Consider the following 14,688-nt stretch of genomic DNA (forward strand, 5'->3'; position numbering starts at 1 on the left):
TTTCTTGAATCTCTATTGAATCTCTATACGATGCTTGGATCTGCCTGCAGTGGGACGTGTTTTTTTCCAAGAGATGAGATTGTATCCAAGCTGTTCTAGCACCTTTGTTCAATGAATATTTGCTAAATCTTCGACAAATACTCGATGAACAAGCTGCTTCAAGACCTTTTGCATTATCAATTCAACCTGTGGAGACCGTATCATGCGCCTGATCAAATTCGTTTCATTGGCCGCGATCGCTACCTTGTCGGTAGGACTTTGGAGTACTCCAGCTTTACTCCACCTGCCCATGGCCGCAACACCAGCCCAGAGTGACTGGATTTCTGGCTGGGTCGATGATCTGAAAAACTCTAATCAACGCTGGATCTTAGTTGATTTATCAAGTCAGCGGTTGACGGCTTGGGAGGGTGACAACCCAGTCTATAGCGTGATTATTTCCAGTGGACGGGAGGGTGAACGTACCCCGACGGGCGTGTTTTGGGTGCAGGCTCGGTATGTTTCATCGCGGATGCAGGGGGAGGGCTATGACATTCCTGATGTGCCCTATGCCATGTACTACGACGGCAACTACGCGATTCATGGCACCTACTGGCACAACAGCTTTGGCACACCCGTGAGCAACGGCTGTATCAATGTGGCGGTCAACCATGCAGAGTGGCTGTATAACTGGTCGTCTATGGAAACTGCAGTGGTTGTGCGCGATTAAGCCTAGAGGCACCCTGGTTTTATCCAAGGCTTGTCCCCAAGAACCGATCAATTTGTGAATGATCGCCCCAGTTTGTGAATAATCGGCAATAATTTGATAGCCTACAAAGACTTTCCTAGGACTATGTCTCTCTTGTTAGATAGCTATTAGATAGCTAGGGAGCCAAGCTCTAGGTCTTGAGGTTATCTGGCCGCCATTGGACGCGCATCACAGTTATGGTACAGGAGCGATCGCCTTCACCGGATTCTTCCATCAGCTTCGAGATGAGCCGAGACATGACGCCGTCTCCAGAGGCTCCTCGCATGTTGGATATGCCCAGTTTGCCGCGCCCCGCGCCGCCGCCAACCCCATCGAATCTGCCACCGCAGTCGAGTCTGCCGCCTAAACCACGGCAGCCAGCGCGATCGCCCAAGTCGCGATCGCCCTTACGTTCAATGTTGCGATCGCCCATTCGAGCGTGGTCTCGTCCTGCGCCGCCGGTTCGTCCTGTGCCAGCGCCCCCGCCAGCAGCACCGCCAGCAGCACCAGAGCTATCACCGATTCCTCCAGATCCGCCGGTGGCCACCGTGCCGCCATCGCCGCCGCCGCGATCGCCCAAGCCGCCCGTGGAGCGTCGCCCACCCAAGCGGTTAATCGCCGTCGGACGATCCCTGGCCTGGACAGCCCTATGGTTGGGGGCGCTAGCCCTGTCGGGTGGCTTAAGTATGGTGGCCTATCAGCGGTTAACCGATCTGCCGCCGGTGCCCGACTGTCGTGCATTATCGCCCTTATCTGCCGATGCAGAACGGTTGTTTTGCGCCCGCGAAGCCGCCCAATCAGGCTATTTGGGCGATTTAACCAGTGCGGTCGATTTAGTGCGAGATTGGCCCGAAAATCATCCCTTGCAGCGGGAGACGCAGGTGTTGCTCCAAGATTGGTCGCGGGCTTTGTTGAAGCTGGCTAAGGCTGAAATTGAGCAGAGCAATTTGTTTGGCGCAGTGGATATTGCCAGTCGGATTCCTGCCAACAGTCCTGTCTATGAGGAGGCCCAGGAAGCGATCGCGGCTTGGCAATATCAGTGGCAGGAAGGCGAGGCGATCTATGATGAAGCTCAGGTTGCATTACAGCAGCAAGACTGGGATGAGGCGACGGCGCAATTGCGGGCCCTAGGGCAACTGCAAAATGACTATTGGCGACAGCAGCAGGTGGATGCCCTCGCCCAACAAATCTTGCTCGAACAAGAGGCTTGGCGGGTGCTGCAGCAGGCCCGTCAGCTAGCTGCCCAGCCCAATCCTGAGCAACTGGGTGATGCACTGCGTTTGGTGCAGACGATGTCACCCCAGAGCTATGCTTGGCGGGCCGGTGAGGCGGAACTGAATCGCTGGAGCCAGCTCCTGATCAGCTACGGGATGCAGCAGTGGGAGCAGGGTAACCTAGAGGCAGCGATCGCCCTCGTGGAACCGGTGCCGCCGGATCCGAACCTTGCGCCAGAAGCCTATGATTTCCTGCAGTTTAGCTATGCCCAGCGGCGGGCTGAGGTGGATATTGGTTTTTGGAAACCTACCCTAGCCCATCTGGCAGGATTGCTGGAGGCGATCGCCACGGCGCAGCAGATTCGCCCCGAAAGTCCGTTTTATGACCAAGCCCAGACCAGTTTGGTGAAATGGCAGGCCCAGGTGGAAGACGGCCTACACCTCAACCTGTCTGATGCTATTGCTCGGGTGGGTGGCCAAACGGCCCTCAACCTAGCGATCGCCTATGCAGGGCAGATCGAAGCCGATCGCCCGCGCCGTCTCCAGGCCCAGACCTTGGTGGCCCATTGGCAGCAGGAAATTCAACGCTTAGAAGACCGACCGATCTTGCTGCAGGCCCAGCAACTGGCCGGGGAAAACACCATTCCTAGTTTGCAGGCGGCGATTACCCAAGCCCAAGCCATTTCCCAAGAACGGGCTTTACGGATTGAGGCTCAAACGGCGATCGCCACCTGGCGTAAGCGCATTGAGTTGATTGAAGATCAACCCTTGCTCGACGAAGCGATCGCCCTAGCTCAAGAGGGTCGTTTATCCGATGCCATTCGGGCCGCCCAGCGGATTGACAGCGATCGCGCCCTCTATGCCGATGCCCAAGGGCAAATCCAAGCCTGGCAGTCTAGTTTACGCAACCAAGCGATCGCCACCGACCAGCCACTACTGGATGAAGCCTATTCCCTGGCTGCCCGCCAGTGGTATTCTGCAGCAATCGATGCGGCATCTCGCATTGGCCCCGATCGCCCTTTGTACGGCGATGCTCAGGCGGCCATCGGACAATGGCGCATCGAACGGGATGCCTTACTGCAGCAGTGGGGCGCGCAGTCAGCCCCAAGCTCTTCAGAGCCAACTCCCAGCCGTTCGCAAGCCAGCCGTGCCTCGGATGACGAGACCTATCGAGACTATTACAGTCCCACCCGCCCCTAGCCCCCAGCCCGCGCATTGGATGAACCTTAGCGATCGCTGTCAGCCTAGGGGAATTTAAGTTAAAGTAGGATTGAGTACGACTTAAAGCGTAGCCTAGTCAGGGTCAGGTTAACGCTCGGACTCATGGTGATCATTCAACCTCTTCATTCCAACCATTTCGCTGAGATATTACAAGGGTACTTACTGGCTATGCAACAGGATGCGATCGCTCAAACCCCTCTTCGTTCCTTGGATGATGCTGTGGAACGATGTCAGACCCTTGGAATGCGCCTGAGTAAGCAACGACGCTTCATTTTAGAATTACTGTGGCAAGCCCAAGAGCATCTGTCTGCACGGGAAATTTACGATCGCCTCAACCAGCAAGGCAAGATTATTGGTCACACCTCGGTCTACCAAAATCTAGAGGCCCTATCCGATCGAGGGATTATTGAATGCATCGAGCGATCCGACGGTCGGCTCTATGGCAACATCAGCGATCCCCACAGCCATGTCAACTGCCTCGATACACAGCAGATTATGGATGTGCATATCGAGTTGCCGGCTGATCTGTTGCGCCAAGTGGAAGAACAAACCGGTGTGCGCATCACCCAATATTCCATTGATTTCTACGGCTATAAAGCGGCGCAGTAGGGGGGTATCGGTCGATCCTAAGCTGCCCCAGACGTAGGCTAGAGATTGAACCAGGGGCAATGTTGTTACCAAAACTGCAACCTTGCCGCGACACTGAGCGGGATATGTCAGAGTAAATATGTTCCCCCTGGATGACCTCCTGGATTTCAAGGACATGATTCGATGACTACTCAGCTTTGTCGCGGTTCTCGCTCTACCCTACTTCGCTACGGTTTGCCCTTACTGCTGGGTCTTCCCCTCGTGATCGGCAGCGTCGAGTACCTCTTCCCCCAACCGGCCGCCGCCCAAGAACAGATGATGCGCACCCTCACAGTCACTGGTACTGGTGATATTGAAATTCCCACAAGCCTCACCCTTGTGCAGCTTGGTGTTGAAGTGCAGGAACGCACCGCCGAGGCCACCCAAGAAGCGATCGCTGAGCGCTCCAGCTCCCTAGTAGAATTTCTGCGATCGCAAAATGTCAGTGAGCTGCAGACCACGGGCATCAACCTCTACGCCCGCTATGACTACAACGATGGCAGCAATACCCTGATCGGCTACACCGGTAGCAACACCGTGAGCTTCCAAGTGCCCACCGATCGCGCTGGTGAGATCCTCGACCAGGCCGTCTCTGCTGGAGCCACCCAAATCAACGGCGTCAGCTTTGTGGCCACCGATGAAGCGATCGCCGCCGCTCAAGCCGATGCTCTACAGGCCGCTACCCAAGAGGCCCAACAGCAGGCAGATGTGGTTTTAGCCAGCTTAGGGTTGAGCCGCCAGGAAATTGTCAGCATTCAAATCAATGGGGCAACGCCTCCCCCCATGGTGCCGATGTATGAAGCAGCAATGTTGAGCGATCGCGCCGCTAGCTCGCCGGTGATCGGCGGCGACCAAACGGTATCGGCCTCCGTGACCTTGCAAATTCGCTACTAGTTCACGTCGCTCCAGGGGTGATCGGGTCTACCAGGCGATCGCCCCTAGGCGGCTGAGCTTGTCTATACGATCCGTACGATCCGTTCATAGCACCGAAATCGAGATAAGCTAGGGATCAGCACTGATCACCAACTGGAGCGATCGCTATGTTTGATGCTCTCAACTCTTTCCTGGGTCGGCATCCAGAACGCATGAAAGCTCAGGTGGAAATCTACACCTGGCAAACCTGCCCCTTCTGCATTCGCGCTAAGATTCTGCTGAGCTGGAAGGGCGTGTCCTACACCGAATATAAAATTGACGGCGATGGTGCTGCCCGAATGTACATGGCAGAACGGGCCAATGGTCGTCGTTCGGTACCCCAAATTTTTGTGAATAACCAGCACATTGGCGGCTGTGACGATCTCTATAGCCTCGATCGCCAAGGGCAACTCGATCCTTTGCTGACCCAAGACATGGCCGACGCCTAGCCGTGCAGATTCCGCCGCCCGCCCTCACCGACCCCACCTACCTCGCCCATTATCATTGGATGAGTCGAGCGATCGCCCTAGCGGCGGCGGCGGGTGCAGCCGGGGAGGTGCCGGTGGGTGCTGTGATTATTAATGCCGACCAGCAACTGATTGCTGAAGGCGAAAATCGTCGAGAACGCGACCATGATCCCACCGCTCACGCAGAAGTGGTGGCCCTTCGCCAAGCGGGTGCCGTCTTGGGAACCTGGCATCTAGACGACTGCATTCTCTACGTCACCCTCGAACCCTGCCCCATGTGTGCCGGGGCGATCGTCCAGTCTCGTCTAGCTCAGGTGATTTACGGCACCGATGATCCGAAGGCCGGTGCCCTACGAACCGTGCTGAATATTCCCGACAGCGCCGCCTCCAACCATCGTCCCCAAATCTGGACGGGCATTTTGGGTAGCACCTGTCGGCAACAACTGCAAGACTGGTTTGCCCAGCGTCGCCGCTCATAACTTACCTACAGTTCCGCAATTCTCCCTAGGACGTTTATCTCTAGGTCGGGCAAGCTAGAAGGGGTGCATTTGGACAGACCGTATGCTAGCGAGAATTTGGAGTGCTGCTTTAGTTGGCATTGATGCCATCAAGGTTGGCGTTGAGGTCGATTTATCCGGTGGCTTACCGGGTACAGTCGTTGTGGGTTTACCAGATACCGCCGTGCAAGAATCGCGGGAACGGGTAAAAGCAGCGCTAAAAAATGCTGGCTACGCCTTTCCCATGAAGAAAATTGTAGTGAACCTGGCTCCGGCTGACCTGCGGAAAGAAGGGCCCAGCTTTGATCTGCCGATCAGCGTGGGTATTTTAGCGGCGTCTGAACAAGTGGCCAGCGATCGCCTCGATGAGTATCTATTTCTAGGAGAATTGTCCCTAGATGGCAGTCTGCGCCCCGTGGCAGGGGTGTTGGCGATCGCGGCAGCCGCCAAGCGCATGGGTATTCAGGGCATGGTGGTTCCCGAAGCCAATGCCCAAGAAGCGGCTGTTGTAGACGGGTTAGCGGTCTATGGCTTTGCGAACCTCGGTGCCGTTGCCGACTTTTTGAATAATCCAGCTCACTATCAACCGCTGCACGTTGATGGTCGGGCAGCCTTGGCGCAATCGCCCCTCAACGCTCTAGATCTCAAAGACGTGAAGGGTCAAGCCCAGGCCCGTCGTGCCCTAGAAATTGCCGCCGCTGGCGGCCACAACCTCGTGTTCGTCGGGCCACCCGGCAGCGGTAAAACCATGCTAGCCCGACGCTTACCTGGCATTTTGCCGCCCCTGAGTTTTGATGAAGCCCTAGAGGTCACCAAAATCCACTCTGTAGCCGGACTCCTGCGCGATCGCGGCTCCTTGGTGAGCGATCGCCCCTTCCGCAGCCCCCACCATTCCGCATCCGGCCCTTCCCTGGTGGGTGGCGGTAGCTTTCCAAGACCCGGCGAAATTTCCTTGTCCCACCGAGGCATCTTATTTTTAGATGAGTTAACCGAATTTAAGCGAGACGTCCTAGAATTTCTGCGCCAGCCCTTAGAAGATGGCTACGTGACCATTTCCCGCACCCGTCAAACCGTTGTCTTTCCTGCCCAATTTACCTTAATTGCTAGCACCAATCCCTGTCCCTGTGGCTACTTTGGTGACACCATCCAGCCCTGCACCTGCAGCCCGCGCCACCGCGAACAATATTGGGCACGCTTATCGGGCCCCTTGATGGATCGAATTGACCTCCAAGTTGCCGTCAACCGCCTGAAGCCCGAGGAGATTACGCAGCAACCAACAGGAGAATCATCCCAATCGATTCGCGATCGCGTCCAAGCAGCTCGCGATCGCGCTAGCCAACGCTTTGCCGGAGAGCCCCTCTGCTCCAATGCAGAAATGCAAAGTCGACATCTTCGCCAGTGGTGTCCGCTTGATGATGCTTCACGGGGACTGCTAGAAGGTGCGATTCGCAAGCTAGGTCTTTCCGCCCGCGCCACCGATCGCATCCTCAAAGTCGCTCGCACAATCGCTGATCTAGCAGGAGATGATACACTCCAAGCTCACCACATCGCTGAGGCTATTCAATATCGCACCATCGATCGGATGCAGTGACGAGGGGAGAGCGATCGCCTATCCATAACAGACTGAGGTGTCGCAACCCTACACATCATCGTTGGCTTACTCGTCTAGCAGCAGAACCTTGGTGTGAGGTTTTAAGGTACTGGAGGATTCTAGCAGCCACTGCTGGTACTTTGTTTCTGAACCCAAGAACAATTGCATCGTGCTAAGGTTAGGCAACGTACCTTGACGGAGATTAGCATAGTCTGGATAACTAGAAAATTCCCAGTTTTCGGGCGCTGCAACTAGCCCAGCCTTAACAGGATTGCTATGAATATACTGCGTCAACTGGCATAAGTAGTCATCGCTCTCGACACAGATAGACTGAAATCGCCCTTGGAATAACGATCCAACCCGCCCATAGCGGCGATTCATAGCTTTGGTATAAGCCAAGGAGAGCGATCGCATCCTACTTGAAACATCAGAGGTCTGGCTCTGAATCAATAGATGATAATGATTGGGCATCAGACAGTAGGCTAAAATATCAACACCCTGCTCTACTAAATGCTGACGTAGTAAACGCAGAAAATGAAGATAATTATCTCGGCAGAAAAAGATATCTTGATAGTTATTTCCTCGGTTGTAGAGGTGATAGTAGCAACCTATCTTAAAACAGGCACGACGCGGCATAAGGTGGTGGCAAAGGTAGAGTGCAGTCCTAGATTGCCCATCATCAATAAAGGTCTACCACCCACTATCTAGTTGTGTAAGCTCCCCGACTTTTGATAAAAGTCGGGGAGCTGTCATCCCATCAACGATGCAGCGCCTATTCCTCTGTCCTAATTAGTGCGGTGTGAGATCCCCGACTTTATCAAAAGTCGGGGATCTGTCGCCCCATTAACAATGCAGCGCTTACTCCCCAAAGGCATCTGGATGGGCGATACATAGCTCCTGCACAAACGATCGCACCTGTTGATGCACATGGCGATCGCGTTCCTCCGGCGGCTTGGTGGCATGGAGTTGGGTGATGATAGGCAGTACTTCCGTATCGAAGGCGGCGCGGAAGAGGGAGATGGGTAGCAATAGATCGGGGCTATCTCGTAGGTCAATCCAGTCGGCATCCTTGAGGACGTCCATCCAGTCAACACCAGGGGCGATCGCTGTTCCTGGAACATGCAGCATCACCAACGGACGGGCCCAACAGATGGCCCGCTCTACGACCAACTGAATCACCTCAGCGTAGAGCATGGTTTGGTGATTGCCATGGCTAAGCTCTAGGCAGACCAACTGAGAGGGTTGTAGACTAAACGTATCCATCGAGTTTCAACACCATGAAGAACAGGTTGACGCTGAGGGGGCACGTGTATCGCTTCCTTCTATTTTGGCAACCTCAGACCCATTCGTGGGCGATCGCATCAGATTTGCAATCTTTTGGCTCCTCTGCGATGGCAAGCAAGACCTGTATGATCATAAACAAGGTTGACTGGTGTATGGTGACATCCTGAATCAGTTGCCCCGTATCATAGAAGTGTATTGATCCCCCATCGGATGAGGAGTGGCTATGGGCGAAGCAAAACGTCGTAAAGAAATTTTGGGCGAAGAGTATGGCAAAGAGGGCAACATCTACCCATGGTTGCCAATCAAGAAGAGCCAAGCTCAGAAATTTGTGCAACTGAGCACCCAGGGCGCATGGATTGGCATTGGTGTACTTGTACTTTACTGGGTCACGGTGCGCTTGCTTGGCCCGAGTCTTGGCTGGTGGGAACTCAACGGCTAGGGTAACTCAACGGGGCAACGGGCAATCAGCCTATCTCTTCTTTATAGACATAGACCGCCAAGCGATCGCTGCCCATTGCCCGTTAGTACCCTAAACATCGTAGCGACAGCAGCGACAAGCGCCTCCCTCTCAGGTGCTTCCATGTTGTCTGGGTATACCTACGCAACCGTAATCCCACGCTTAGCAGCAACCTATCCGCAGATTCATCGTGATGCTTTGATCCTCACGGCGGGAGTGCTCCGTAGAGAGGCAGACCATCCAATAGACTATCTCTGATATCTCCCATCACCATGGACGTTAGCCTGAGATCGGTTACGATCGGACTAATCAGGCGATCGCCATCTACGCTTTAGTGTAATTTGATACAAAATGTATCACGATTCCCTCCCAGGGTTTGCATCAGGGCATTTTAAACATAGACTCACTACGCCCCAAAACATCAGCATTTTTTCCAGTTTTGTCAGTATTACCACCGTACTAGGACATAAGTCCTGTTGTTGTCTTTGCTGAAGCCATGCTCTCATGACTCTTGCTTAGTGGAAGGGCTAGATATTGTGCTGCATCATTCATAGAATAGCTGTCCCAAAATGCAACAACTCTGTGATCTTGGATGGAACTGGGATACACGACCTGCTGCGATCGCATCCGATGAGGGCAACCGATCTTCTATGGCAAGGCAACAACTGCCATTCCTTCAGAGTCCATACAAGCAAGGCTGTGTTGAAGAAGTCTGGTCAACAGATCCTATGCGATGTCATCCCCATAGATTCCCATCGGGCGATCGCCACCCTCGATGCTCGATCGATCATGACTGGATCCTCCAATCATCCCCCCATTGTTGACCTTCGTCGTCAAGGTATTCAAAGTTTATGAAAATCGGTTACTTAATCCCAGAATGGCCGGGGCAAACCCATGTATGGGCTTGGCGCGAAATCTGTCATCTCCGTGAACTAGGGCTTGATGTCACTATTATCTCAACCCGCCGCCCTTCCCATGCCACCCGTGGCAAACATGAGTTTACGGCTGCTGCTGAGGCTGAAACCGTCTACCTGGTTCCTCTACGCTGGCAGGATGTTATCCAAGAGTTGGCATGGGCGATCGCTCACTGCCCTGGCCAACTTCTCGCCTGCATCCGATTGGGGTTAACGTTACCGGTGTATCAAAAACCGAATCTGCGATCGGTCTTACCTCTGCTGATACCGGCCTTGCAATTGGCTCATACCCTCCGTCGCCATCAAATTGAGCACCTGCATACGCCCATGCCTGCCAACAGCGCGATTTTGTGCATGATGGCTAAGCAGTTGACCCAAGTGCCCTATTCCCTCACGCTCTGTGCCCCTGTGAATCACTGGGGTGGGGCCATGCGGGAAAAAATTCTGGGGGCAGAATTTGTGACGGTGGTGGCCAGTTGGATGCTGGAGCAGGTGCAGCAAACCTGTCCAACCTTGCCCGCCGATCGCCTCAGTATGACCCGCCATGGCGTGGATCCCCATAAGTGGGTGCCCGTACCCCAGGTATCGAAGCAGGCGGATGCGCCAACGCGATTGGTCAGCATTGGGCGTCTGGCTCCCTGCAAAGGATTTGATGTGTTGCTCAAGGCGATCGCGTTGGTGAAGCAGCAGGGGCTGGCGCTAGACCTGCATATTGCTGGGGAAGGCAATGAACGCCCGGTTTTAGAGCAACTGGTGCGTGACCTACGCCTAGAGGAGGAGGTGACGTTCCTGGGCTCGGTGAGTGAAGATCGATGCCTAGCTGAAATGCAGGCTGCTGATATGTTCGTCTTGGCCAGCCATCAAGAGCCCCTAGGCGTCGTTTATCTAGAGGCTATGGCCGTGGAAGTTGCCACGGTAGGCACGCGGGCCGGGGGCGTGGTGGATATGATTGTGGATGGAGAAACTGGCGTCTTGGTACCGCCGGGCGATGTGGAGGCCTTAGCAGGGGCGATCGCCCGTCTCATCCAAAACCCAGCATTGCGCGATCGCTTAGGCAAAGCCGGTCGGCAAGCGGTGCTCTCCCAGTTTGATAGCCGCATTGGGGCGACAAAGCTACGGGATTTGCTTGTGCATAGCACCCATGATCTCAAAAAGCTGGAAGAATCAGCCCTCAGCTCATCCTGTCCTGTCTAGGATGCTTGAGGGGGCTATCGTAAACGTCCCGAGCGGATAATGCTGATCATCAACCACAGTCCTACCAAGCTGGCGACCGCAAATAGGACATTGCTCAGCAGTTGAATCTGCGTTGTTTGCTGGCCAGTGGTGACGATGGCGGCCCCAATCACCAAGGACGCGACTAGCGTACTAAAGGATCGTCGGTTGGCGGCGTCATCAATACTGCGGCGCAGGTCTTCCAATCCCTGGATATCGATCTTCCATTTGAGGGTTTCGGTGCTCAGACGGTTCAGCAAAAAGCCAAACTGGCGCGGTGACTCTAGGGACAGTTCCTTAAACTCCAGCGCCGTGCGCAGCAGCGCCTGCACCGGATCATTGCCCACCAATTGCTGACGGAACAAGTCTACCATCAGCGGCTTAGCCTCATCCAACAGGTTCACCGATGGATCAAACTGTCGCCCAGCTCCCTCTAGGTTCAGCAGCGACTTGGTGAATAACCCAATATTGGACGGCCAGCGCAAATTGTTGCGGCTAGCGGCCTGCAAAATTTCACTGAACGCCTCCGCCGAGTTGAGGTTCGCCAAACTCAGACCATAGTAGCGCCGCAACAGTCGTCGATAGTCTGACTCTAGCTGAATTAGATCAATGGGCTGCATGGGTTCTGCTAGGCGCAGGGTGAGCTGGGTGCAACGCTGGGCGTCGGTGCTCACGATCGCCAGAATCATCTCCGTCAGGGTAGTGCGGGTGCGGGGGTCGAGGGTGCCCATCATGCCGCAGTCTAAAATAGCGACGCGGCCATCATCCAGATAAAACAAGTTACCCGGATGGGGATCAGCGTGGAAAAAGCCGTCAATTAGATATTGCTGGAAAAAGGCACGAAACAGCAACTGGCTAATCTCGCTGCGACGCTCATTGAGTTCTTGCCCAGCAGCCGACGCTTGCACCTCTGCCGTCAGCAAGGGCTTGCCCTGCAGCCATTCCATCACCATGATGTTGGATGTGGTCAGCTCCCAGATAATCTCTGGCACCACAATTAAACTTGGATCAAACCATTGGCTTTTGGATAAATTTTGTCGCAGTTGGTCAGTATAGCTAGCTTCCTGGCTAAAATCCAACTCTGCCTGAATGGCACGGCTGAATTCTTCTGCTAGCGCCACGATGTTATAGCGCTGCCCAAAGTTAGTCGCCGATACTAGCTTGGCAATGTACTGAATAATGGCAACATCCCGAGCCACCAGGTTTTCAATGCCCGGACGCTGCACCTTCACCGCCACATCACGACCATTCTTGAGCTTAGCGCGATGAGTTTGCCCAATCGATCCGGCAGCGATCGCTTGATAGTTAAACTCAGAAAAGACCTCCGTCACTGGTTGGGGCATCTGTTGACGGATAAATCGTTCGATCTCGGCTGGCGGCACCGGCGGCACCCCCGACTGCAGCTCACTTAAGGCCGCGATGTACTCCGGCGATAGCAAATCTGGGCGGGTGCTCAACAACTGCCCTAGCTTCACATAGACAGGCCCTAGATCAACCAAGATACTGCGCAGCACCTCCGGCGGGGGCGGTTCTGGTTCATCGGTTTTGCTGCCACTCAGCAACCGCCGCATATAGTCCCAACCGCGCCGCAGAACAACTTCTAGAATTTCGCCTTCCCGAGACGTATTGCGAGTGAATTCCAGCACAAGCTCTCCTAAACGTTTCTTGAGACACTCCGACCGATGCGAAACGCGATCGCTCCCCTCGGCGCAGACCCAACTGGTTTGATAGTAACGAACTTCCGTTCAAATGCCTTGCGTCTTAGGGCATAGTCAGGTCTATAGATATGCTGTATACTTGAAAGGTTGTGAAAAATTTCGGCATACGCAGTCATGGCGGTTCCCAAGAAGAAAACGTCCAAGTCCAAACGCAGTATGCGGAGAGCAACCTGGAAGCGCAAAGCTGAGAAGCAAGCGCAGCGTGCTCTCTCGCTAGGTAAGTCCATTTTGACCGGACGAGCTAAAGGGTTCTACTACCCAGAGAACTCCGACGATGAAGATGAAGACGAATAACCTCGTCTTGCCACAGCAACGGGCTGCTCGTCACCCCATTCAAGCTGTTGTGGCTTTAGTGTCTATGGTTTTAGCGAGGCGTCACTGCCTCGTTTTTTCATGGGCCGGCAATGATCCCTCCGTCACCCGATCGCGCTACAACTAGATCAGGGTAGATACCCGTTGTCCTCCTCAACAAGCGATCGCCATGGCTGGAAAATTCTTTTCAAAACCCACCGCTGATCAACAAGATCGTGTGCCGCCGGGGCAACATTTAGCCAAGGGCTTTCCGGTGCTCACCTATGGATCGACGCCGCAGATTGCCATCGACGATTGGGAGTTCAAGATTTGGGGTCTAGCAACCGCCACAACGTTGAGCTGGGATGACGTGATGGCAATGCCCCAAACCGAGTTCACTGCCGACTTCCATTGTGTAACGACCTGGTCGAAACTGGATGTCACCTGGACGGGCGTTCGGGTCACTGACTTTCTGCGCGAGGTTGACCTTGATCCTGCTGCTGTCCACGTGATGCAGCATTGCTACGGCGGCTACACCACCAATATCGCCCTCGATGATTTGATGCGCGATGAAAATTTCTTTGCCCATACCCTGGTGGGCGAGCCCCTCCCTGCGGATCACGGCGGCCCGCTGCGCCTGGTTGTGCCCCATCTCTATGCTTGGAAGAGCGCCAAGTGGATCAACGGTTTGGAGTTTTTAGATCAGCCAGCCCTGGGCTTCTGGGAACGCAATGGCTACCACCATCGTGGTGATCCTTGGGCCATGCAGCGGTATAGCGATCGCCCCTGAGGTCAAGACGCCTTCTAGCATGGGTTGTTGACTCGAACTTAGGGAGCGATCGCTCTCTAGGTCGTTGATAGATTTCGCTATACTTAAGATCCATTGAGCACGGTGTAGCCATGGCTATTCGACAGAGGCGCTACAGCAAAGAAGAATTAGCTCAACGTGGGCAGCAACTCTACGAATCTCACATTCGGCAGCAGGTTGAAGCTGGGAATGATGGCAAAATCGTAGCCATTGATATTGAAACAGGAAACTTTGAGGTTGCTGACACTATCTTACCTGCCACCCGTCAGTTATTCGATCGTAATCCTGATGCACAACCTTGGGTCATCCGTATTGGACATCGTGCTGTGTATCACTTTGGAGCGCGGAGCCTGCCTAAGCATCCATGATTCAGGGGATTGTCAATCAACGCTGTGAGGCTACTCTTCCTCTGGTCATCGGAAATACAAGTGGGCAGAGGCAGTTGGTTAATACTGTGATTGATACAGGATTTAACGGATTTCTAACCTTGCCTTCTAGCATTATTTCTGCTCTCGATTTACCTTGGAATGCATCAGATAGGGTGACCTTGGGAGATGGTCGCGAGACACTATTTGATTTATATGCAGTGACGGTCATTTGGGATGGACAGTATTATGAAATTGACGTTGCTGAATCTGATACTGAACCGCTGATTGGCATGGCGTTACTGTATGGATATAGATTACAGATGGACATAGTTGAGGGCGGCATAGTCAGGCTCGAAGCCCTATAGAGCGATCGCCCCTCCAAT

16 protein-coding genes are annotated in these 14,688 nt (G+C 54.2%); 13 read left to right on the plus strand and 3 right to left on the minus strand.

The window, feature by feature from the left end:
* Nucleotides 1-202: 202 nt before the first annotated feature.
* From JUJ53_RS22585 to JUJ53_RS22615, 7 genes are all read left to right on the plus strand, one after another.
* Nucleotides 203-706 (plus strand): L,D-transpeptidase, encoded by a 504-nt coding sequence (locus tag JUJ53_RS22585; protein WP_204154310.1) that lies wholly within the window; start codon nucleotides 203-205, stop codon nucleotides 704-706.
* 275 nt (nucleotides 707-981) lie between these two features.
* The gene (locus JUJ53_RS22590) at nucleotides 982-3,138 is read left to right on the plus strand and encodes a hypothetical protein (RefSeq protein WP_204154311.1); all 2,157 of its coding nucleotides are present in this window, start codon (nucleotides 982-984) and stop codon (nucleotides 3,136-3,138) included.
* A 189-nt stretch (nucleotides 3,139-3,327) separates the two neighbouring features.
* Nucleotides 3,328-3,768: a Fur family transcriptional regulator gene (locus JUJ53_RS22595; protein ID WP_204154312.1), complete on the plus strand. Its 441-nt coding sequence runs from the start codon at nucleotides 3,328-3,330 to the stop codon at nucleotides 3,766-3,768.
* A 162-nt stretch (nucleotides 3,769-3,930) separates the two neighbouring features.
* Nucleotides 3,931-4,680 (plus strand): SIMPL domain-containing protein, encoded by a 750-nt coding sequence (locus JUJ53_RS22600; RefSeq protein WP_204154313.1) that lies wholly within the window; start codon nucleotides 3,931-3,933, stop codon nucleotides 4,678-4,680.
* A gap of 146 nt (nucleotides 4,681-4,826) precedes the next feature.
* Nucleotides 4,827-5,147 carry a glutaredoxin 3 gene (gene grxC, locus JUJ53_RS22605; protein ID WP_204154314.1) on the plus strand — a complete coding sequence of 107 codons (321 nt, stop codon included), beginning with the start codon at nucleotides 4,827-4,829 and terminating at the stop codon, nucleotides 5,145-5,147.
* A 2-nt stretch (nucleotides 5,148-5,149) separates the two neighbouring features.
* A complete protein-coding gene (gene tadA, locus JUJ53_RS22610; protein WP_343328016.1) occupies nucleotides 5,150-5,644 on the plus strand; it encodes a tRNA adenosine(34) deaminase TadA in 495 nt (164 codons plus the stop codon).
* An 82-nt stretch (nucleotides 5,645-5,726) separates the two neighbouring features.
* Nucleotides 5,727-7,253, plus strand: a complete 1,527-nt coding sequence (locus tag JUJ53_RS22615) for a YifB family Mg chelatase-like AAA ATPase (RefSeq protein ID WP_204154315.1) — start codon at nucleotides 5,727-5,729, stop codon at nucleotides 7,251-7,253.
* Nucleotides 7,254-7,319: 66 nt separating this feature from the next.
* On the opposite strand, the gene JUJ53_RS22620 is transcribed toward JUJ53_RS22615, so the two are convergent.
* Nucleotides 7,320-7,889 carry a transposase gene (locus tag JUJ53_RS22620; protein ID WP_204154316.1) on the minus strand — a complete coding sequence of 190 codons (570 nt, stop codon included), beginning with the start codon at nucleotides 7,887-7,889 and terminating at the stop codon, nucleotides 7,320-7,322.
* 222 nt (nucleotides 7,890-8,111) lie between these two features.
* On the minus strand, nucleotides 8,112-8,516 hold the full coding sequence (locus JUJ53_RS22625) for a hypothetical protein (protein WP_204154317.1): 405 nt from the start codon (nucleotides 8,514-8,516) through the stop codon (nucleotides 8,112-8,114).
* Between the two features lie 244 nt (nucleotides 8,517-8,760).
* On the opposite strand from JUJ53_RS22625, the gene JUJ53_RS22630 reads away from it, so the two are divergent.
* Together JUJ53_RS22630 and JUJ53_RS22635 are read left to right on the plus strand one after the other, a co-directional pair.
* Nucleotides 8,761-8,976, plus strand: coding sequence for a DUF2839 domain-containing protein (locus tag JUJ53_RS22630; RefSeq protein ID WP_204154318.1), 216 nt, complete (start codon nucleotides 8,761-8,763; stop codon nucleotides 8,974-8,976).
* A gap of 869 nt (nucleotides 8,977-9,845) precedes the next feature.
* The gene (locus JUJ53_RS22635) at nucleotides 9,846-11,102 is read left to right on the plus strand and encodes a glycosyltransferase (RefSeq protein ID WP_204154319.1); all 1,257 of its coding nucleotides are present in this window, start codon (nucleotides 9,846-9,848) and stop codon (nucleotides 11,100-11,102) included.
* Nucleotides 11,103-11,116: 14 nt separating this feature from the next.
* Here the strand turns inward: JUJ53_RS22635 and JUJ53_RS22640 are convergent, their stop codons facing one another.
* A complete protein-coding gene (locus JUJ53_RS22640; protein WP_343328017.1) occupies nucleotides 11,117-12,766 on the minus strand; it encodes an AarF/ABC1/UbiB kinase family protein in 1,650 nt (549 codons plus the stop codon).
* 186 nt (nucleotides 12,767-12,952) lie between these two features.
* On the opposite strand from JUJ53_RS22640, the gene rpmF reads away from it, so the two are divergent.
* From rpmF to JUJ53_RS22660, 4 genes are all read left to right on the plus strand, one after another.
* Entirely contained in the window at nucleotides 12,953-13,132 is a 180-nt protein-coding gene (gene rpmF / locus JUJ53_RS22645; RefSeq protein ID WP_204154320.1) for a 50S ribosomal protein L32, read from the plus strand.
* Nucleotides 13,133-13,319: 187 nt separating this feature from the next.
* The gene (locus JUJ53_RS22650; protein ID WP_204154321.1) at nucleotides 13,320-13,919 is read left to right on the plus strand and encodes a sulfite oxidase-like oxidoreductase; all 600 of its coding nucleotides are present in this window, start codon (nucleotides 13,320-13,322) and stop codon (nucleotides 13,917-13,919) included.
* A 110-nt stretch (nucleotides 13,920-14,029) separates the two neighbouring features.
* Nucleotides 14,030-14,305, plus strand: a complete 276-nt coding sequence (locus JUJ53_RS22655; protein ID WP_204154322.1) for a hypothetical protein — start codon at nucleotides 14,030-14,032, stop codon at nucleotides 14,303-14,305.
* Nucleotides 14,302-14,670 carry a clan AA aspartic protease gene (locus tag JUJ53_RS22660; RefSeq protein ID WP_204154323.1) on the plus strand — a complete coding sequence of 123 codons (369 nt, stop codon included), beginning with the start codon at nucleotides 14,302-14,304 and terminating at the stop codon, nucleotides 14,668-14,670. Before JUJ53_RS22655 ends, JUJ53_RS22660 begins: the two co-directional genes overlap by 4 nt.
* Nucleotides 14,671-14,688: the final 18 nt, after the last annotated feature.

The sequence above is a fragment of the Leptolyngbya sp. CCY15150 genome, assembly GCF_016888135.1.
GTDB lineage: Bacteria > Cyanobacteriota > Cyanobacteriia > RECH01 > RECH01 > RECH01.

Coding starts and splice junctions, on each gene's coding strand:
- JUJ53_RS22625 (WP_204154317.1), bottom strand. CDS start 8,516: ATGGATACGTTTAGTCTACAACCCTCTCAGTTGGTCTGCCTAGAGCTT.
- rpmF (WP_204154320.1), top strand. CDS start 12,953: ATGGCGGTTCCCAAGAAGAAAACGTCCAAGTCCAAACGCAGTATGCGG.
- JUJ53_RS22600 (WP_204154313.1), top strand. CDS start 3,931: ATGACTACTCAGCTTTGTCGCGGTTCTCGCTCTACCCTACTTCGCTAC.
- JUJ53_RS22620 (WP_204154316.1), bottom strand. CDS start 7,889: ATGCCGCGTCGTGCCTGTTTTAAGATAGGTTGCTACTATCACCTCTAC.
- JUJ53_RS22595 (WP_204154312.1), top strand. CDS start 3,328: ATGCAACAGGATGCGATCGCTCAAACCCCTCTTCGTTCCTTGGATGAT.
- JUJ53_RS22655 (WP_204154322.1), top strand. CDS start 14,030: ATGGCTATTCGACAGAGGCGCTACAGCAAAGAAGAATTAGCTCAACGT.
- JUJ53_RS22650 (WP_204154321.1), top strand. CDS start 13,320: ATGGCTGGAAAATTCTTTTCAAAACCCACCGCTGATCAACAAGATCGT.
- JUJ53_RS22585 (WP_204154310.1), top strand. CDS start 203: ATGCGCCTGATCAAATTCGTTTCATTGGCCGCGATCGCTACCTTGTCG.
- grxC (WP_204154314.1), top strand. CDS start 4,827: ATGTTTGATGCTCTCAACTCTTTCCTGGGTCGGCATCCAGAACGCATG.
- JUJ53_RS22635 (WP_204154319.1), top strand. CDS start 9,846: ATGAAAATCGGTTACTTAATCCCAGAATGGCCGGGGCAAACCCATGTA.
- JUJ53_RS22615 (WP_204154315.1), top strand. CDS start 5,727: ATGCTAGCGAGAATTTGGAGTGCTGCTTTAGTTGGCATTGATGCCATC.
- JUJ53_RS22630 (WP_204154318.1), top strand. CDS start 8,761: ATGGGCGAAGCAAAACGTCGTAAAGAAATTTTGGGCGAAGAGTATGGC.
- JUJ53_RS22660 (WP_204154323.1), top strand. CDS start 14,302: ATGATTCAGGGGATTGTCAATCAACGCTGTGAGGCTACTCTTCCTCTG.
- JUJ53_RS22590 (WP_204154311.1), top strand. CDS start 982: ATGACGCCGTCTCCAGAGGCTCCTCGCATGTTGGATATGCCCAGTTTG.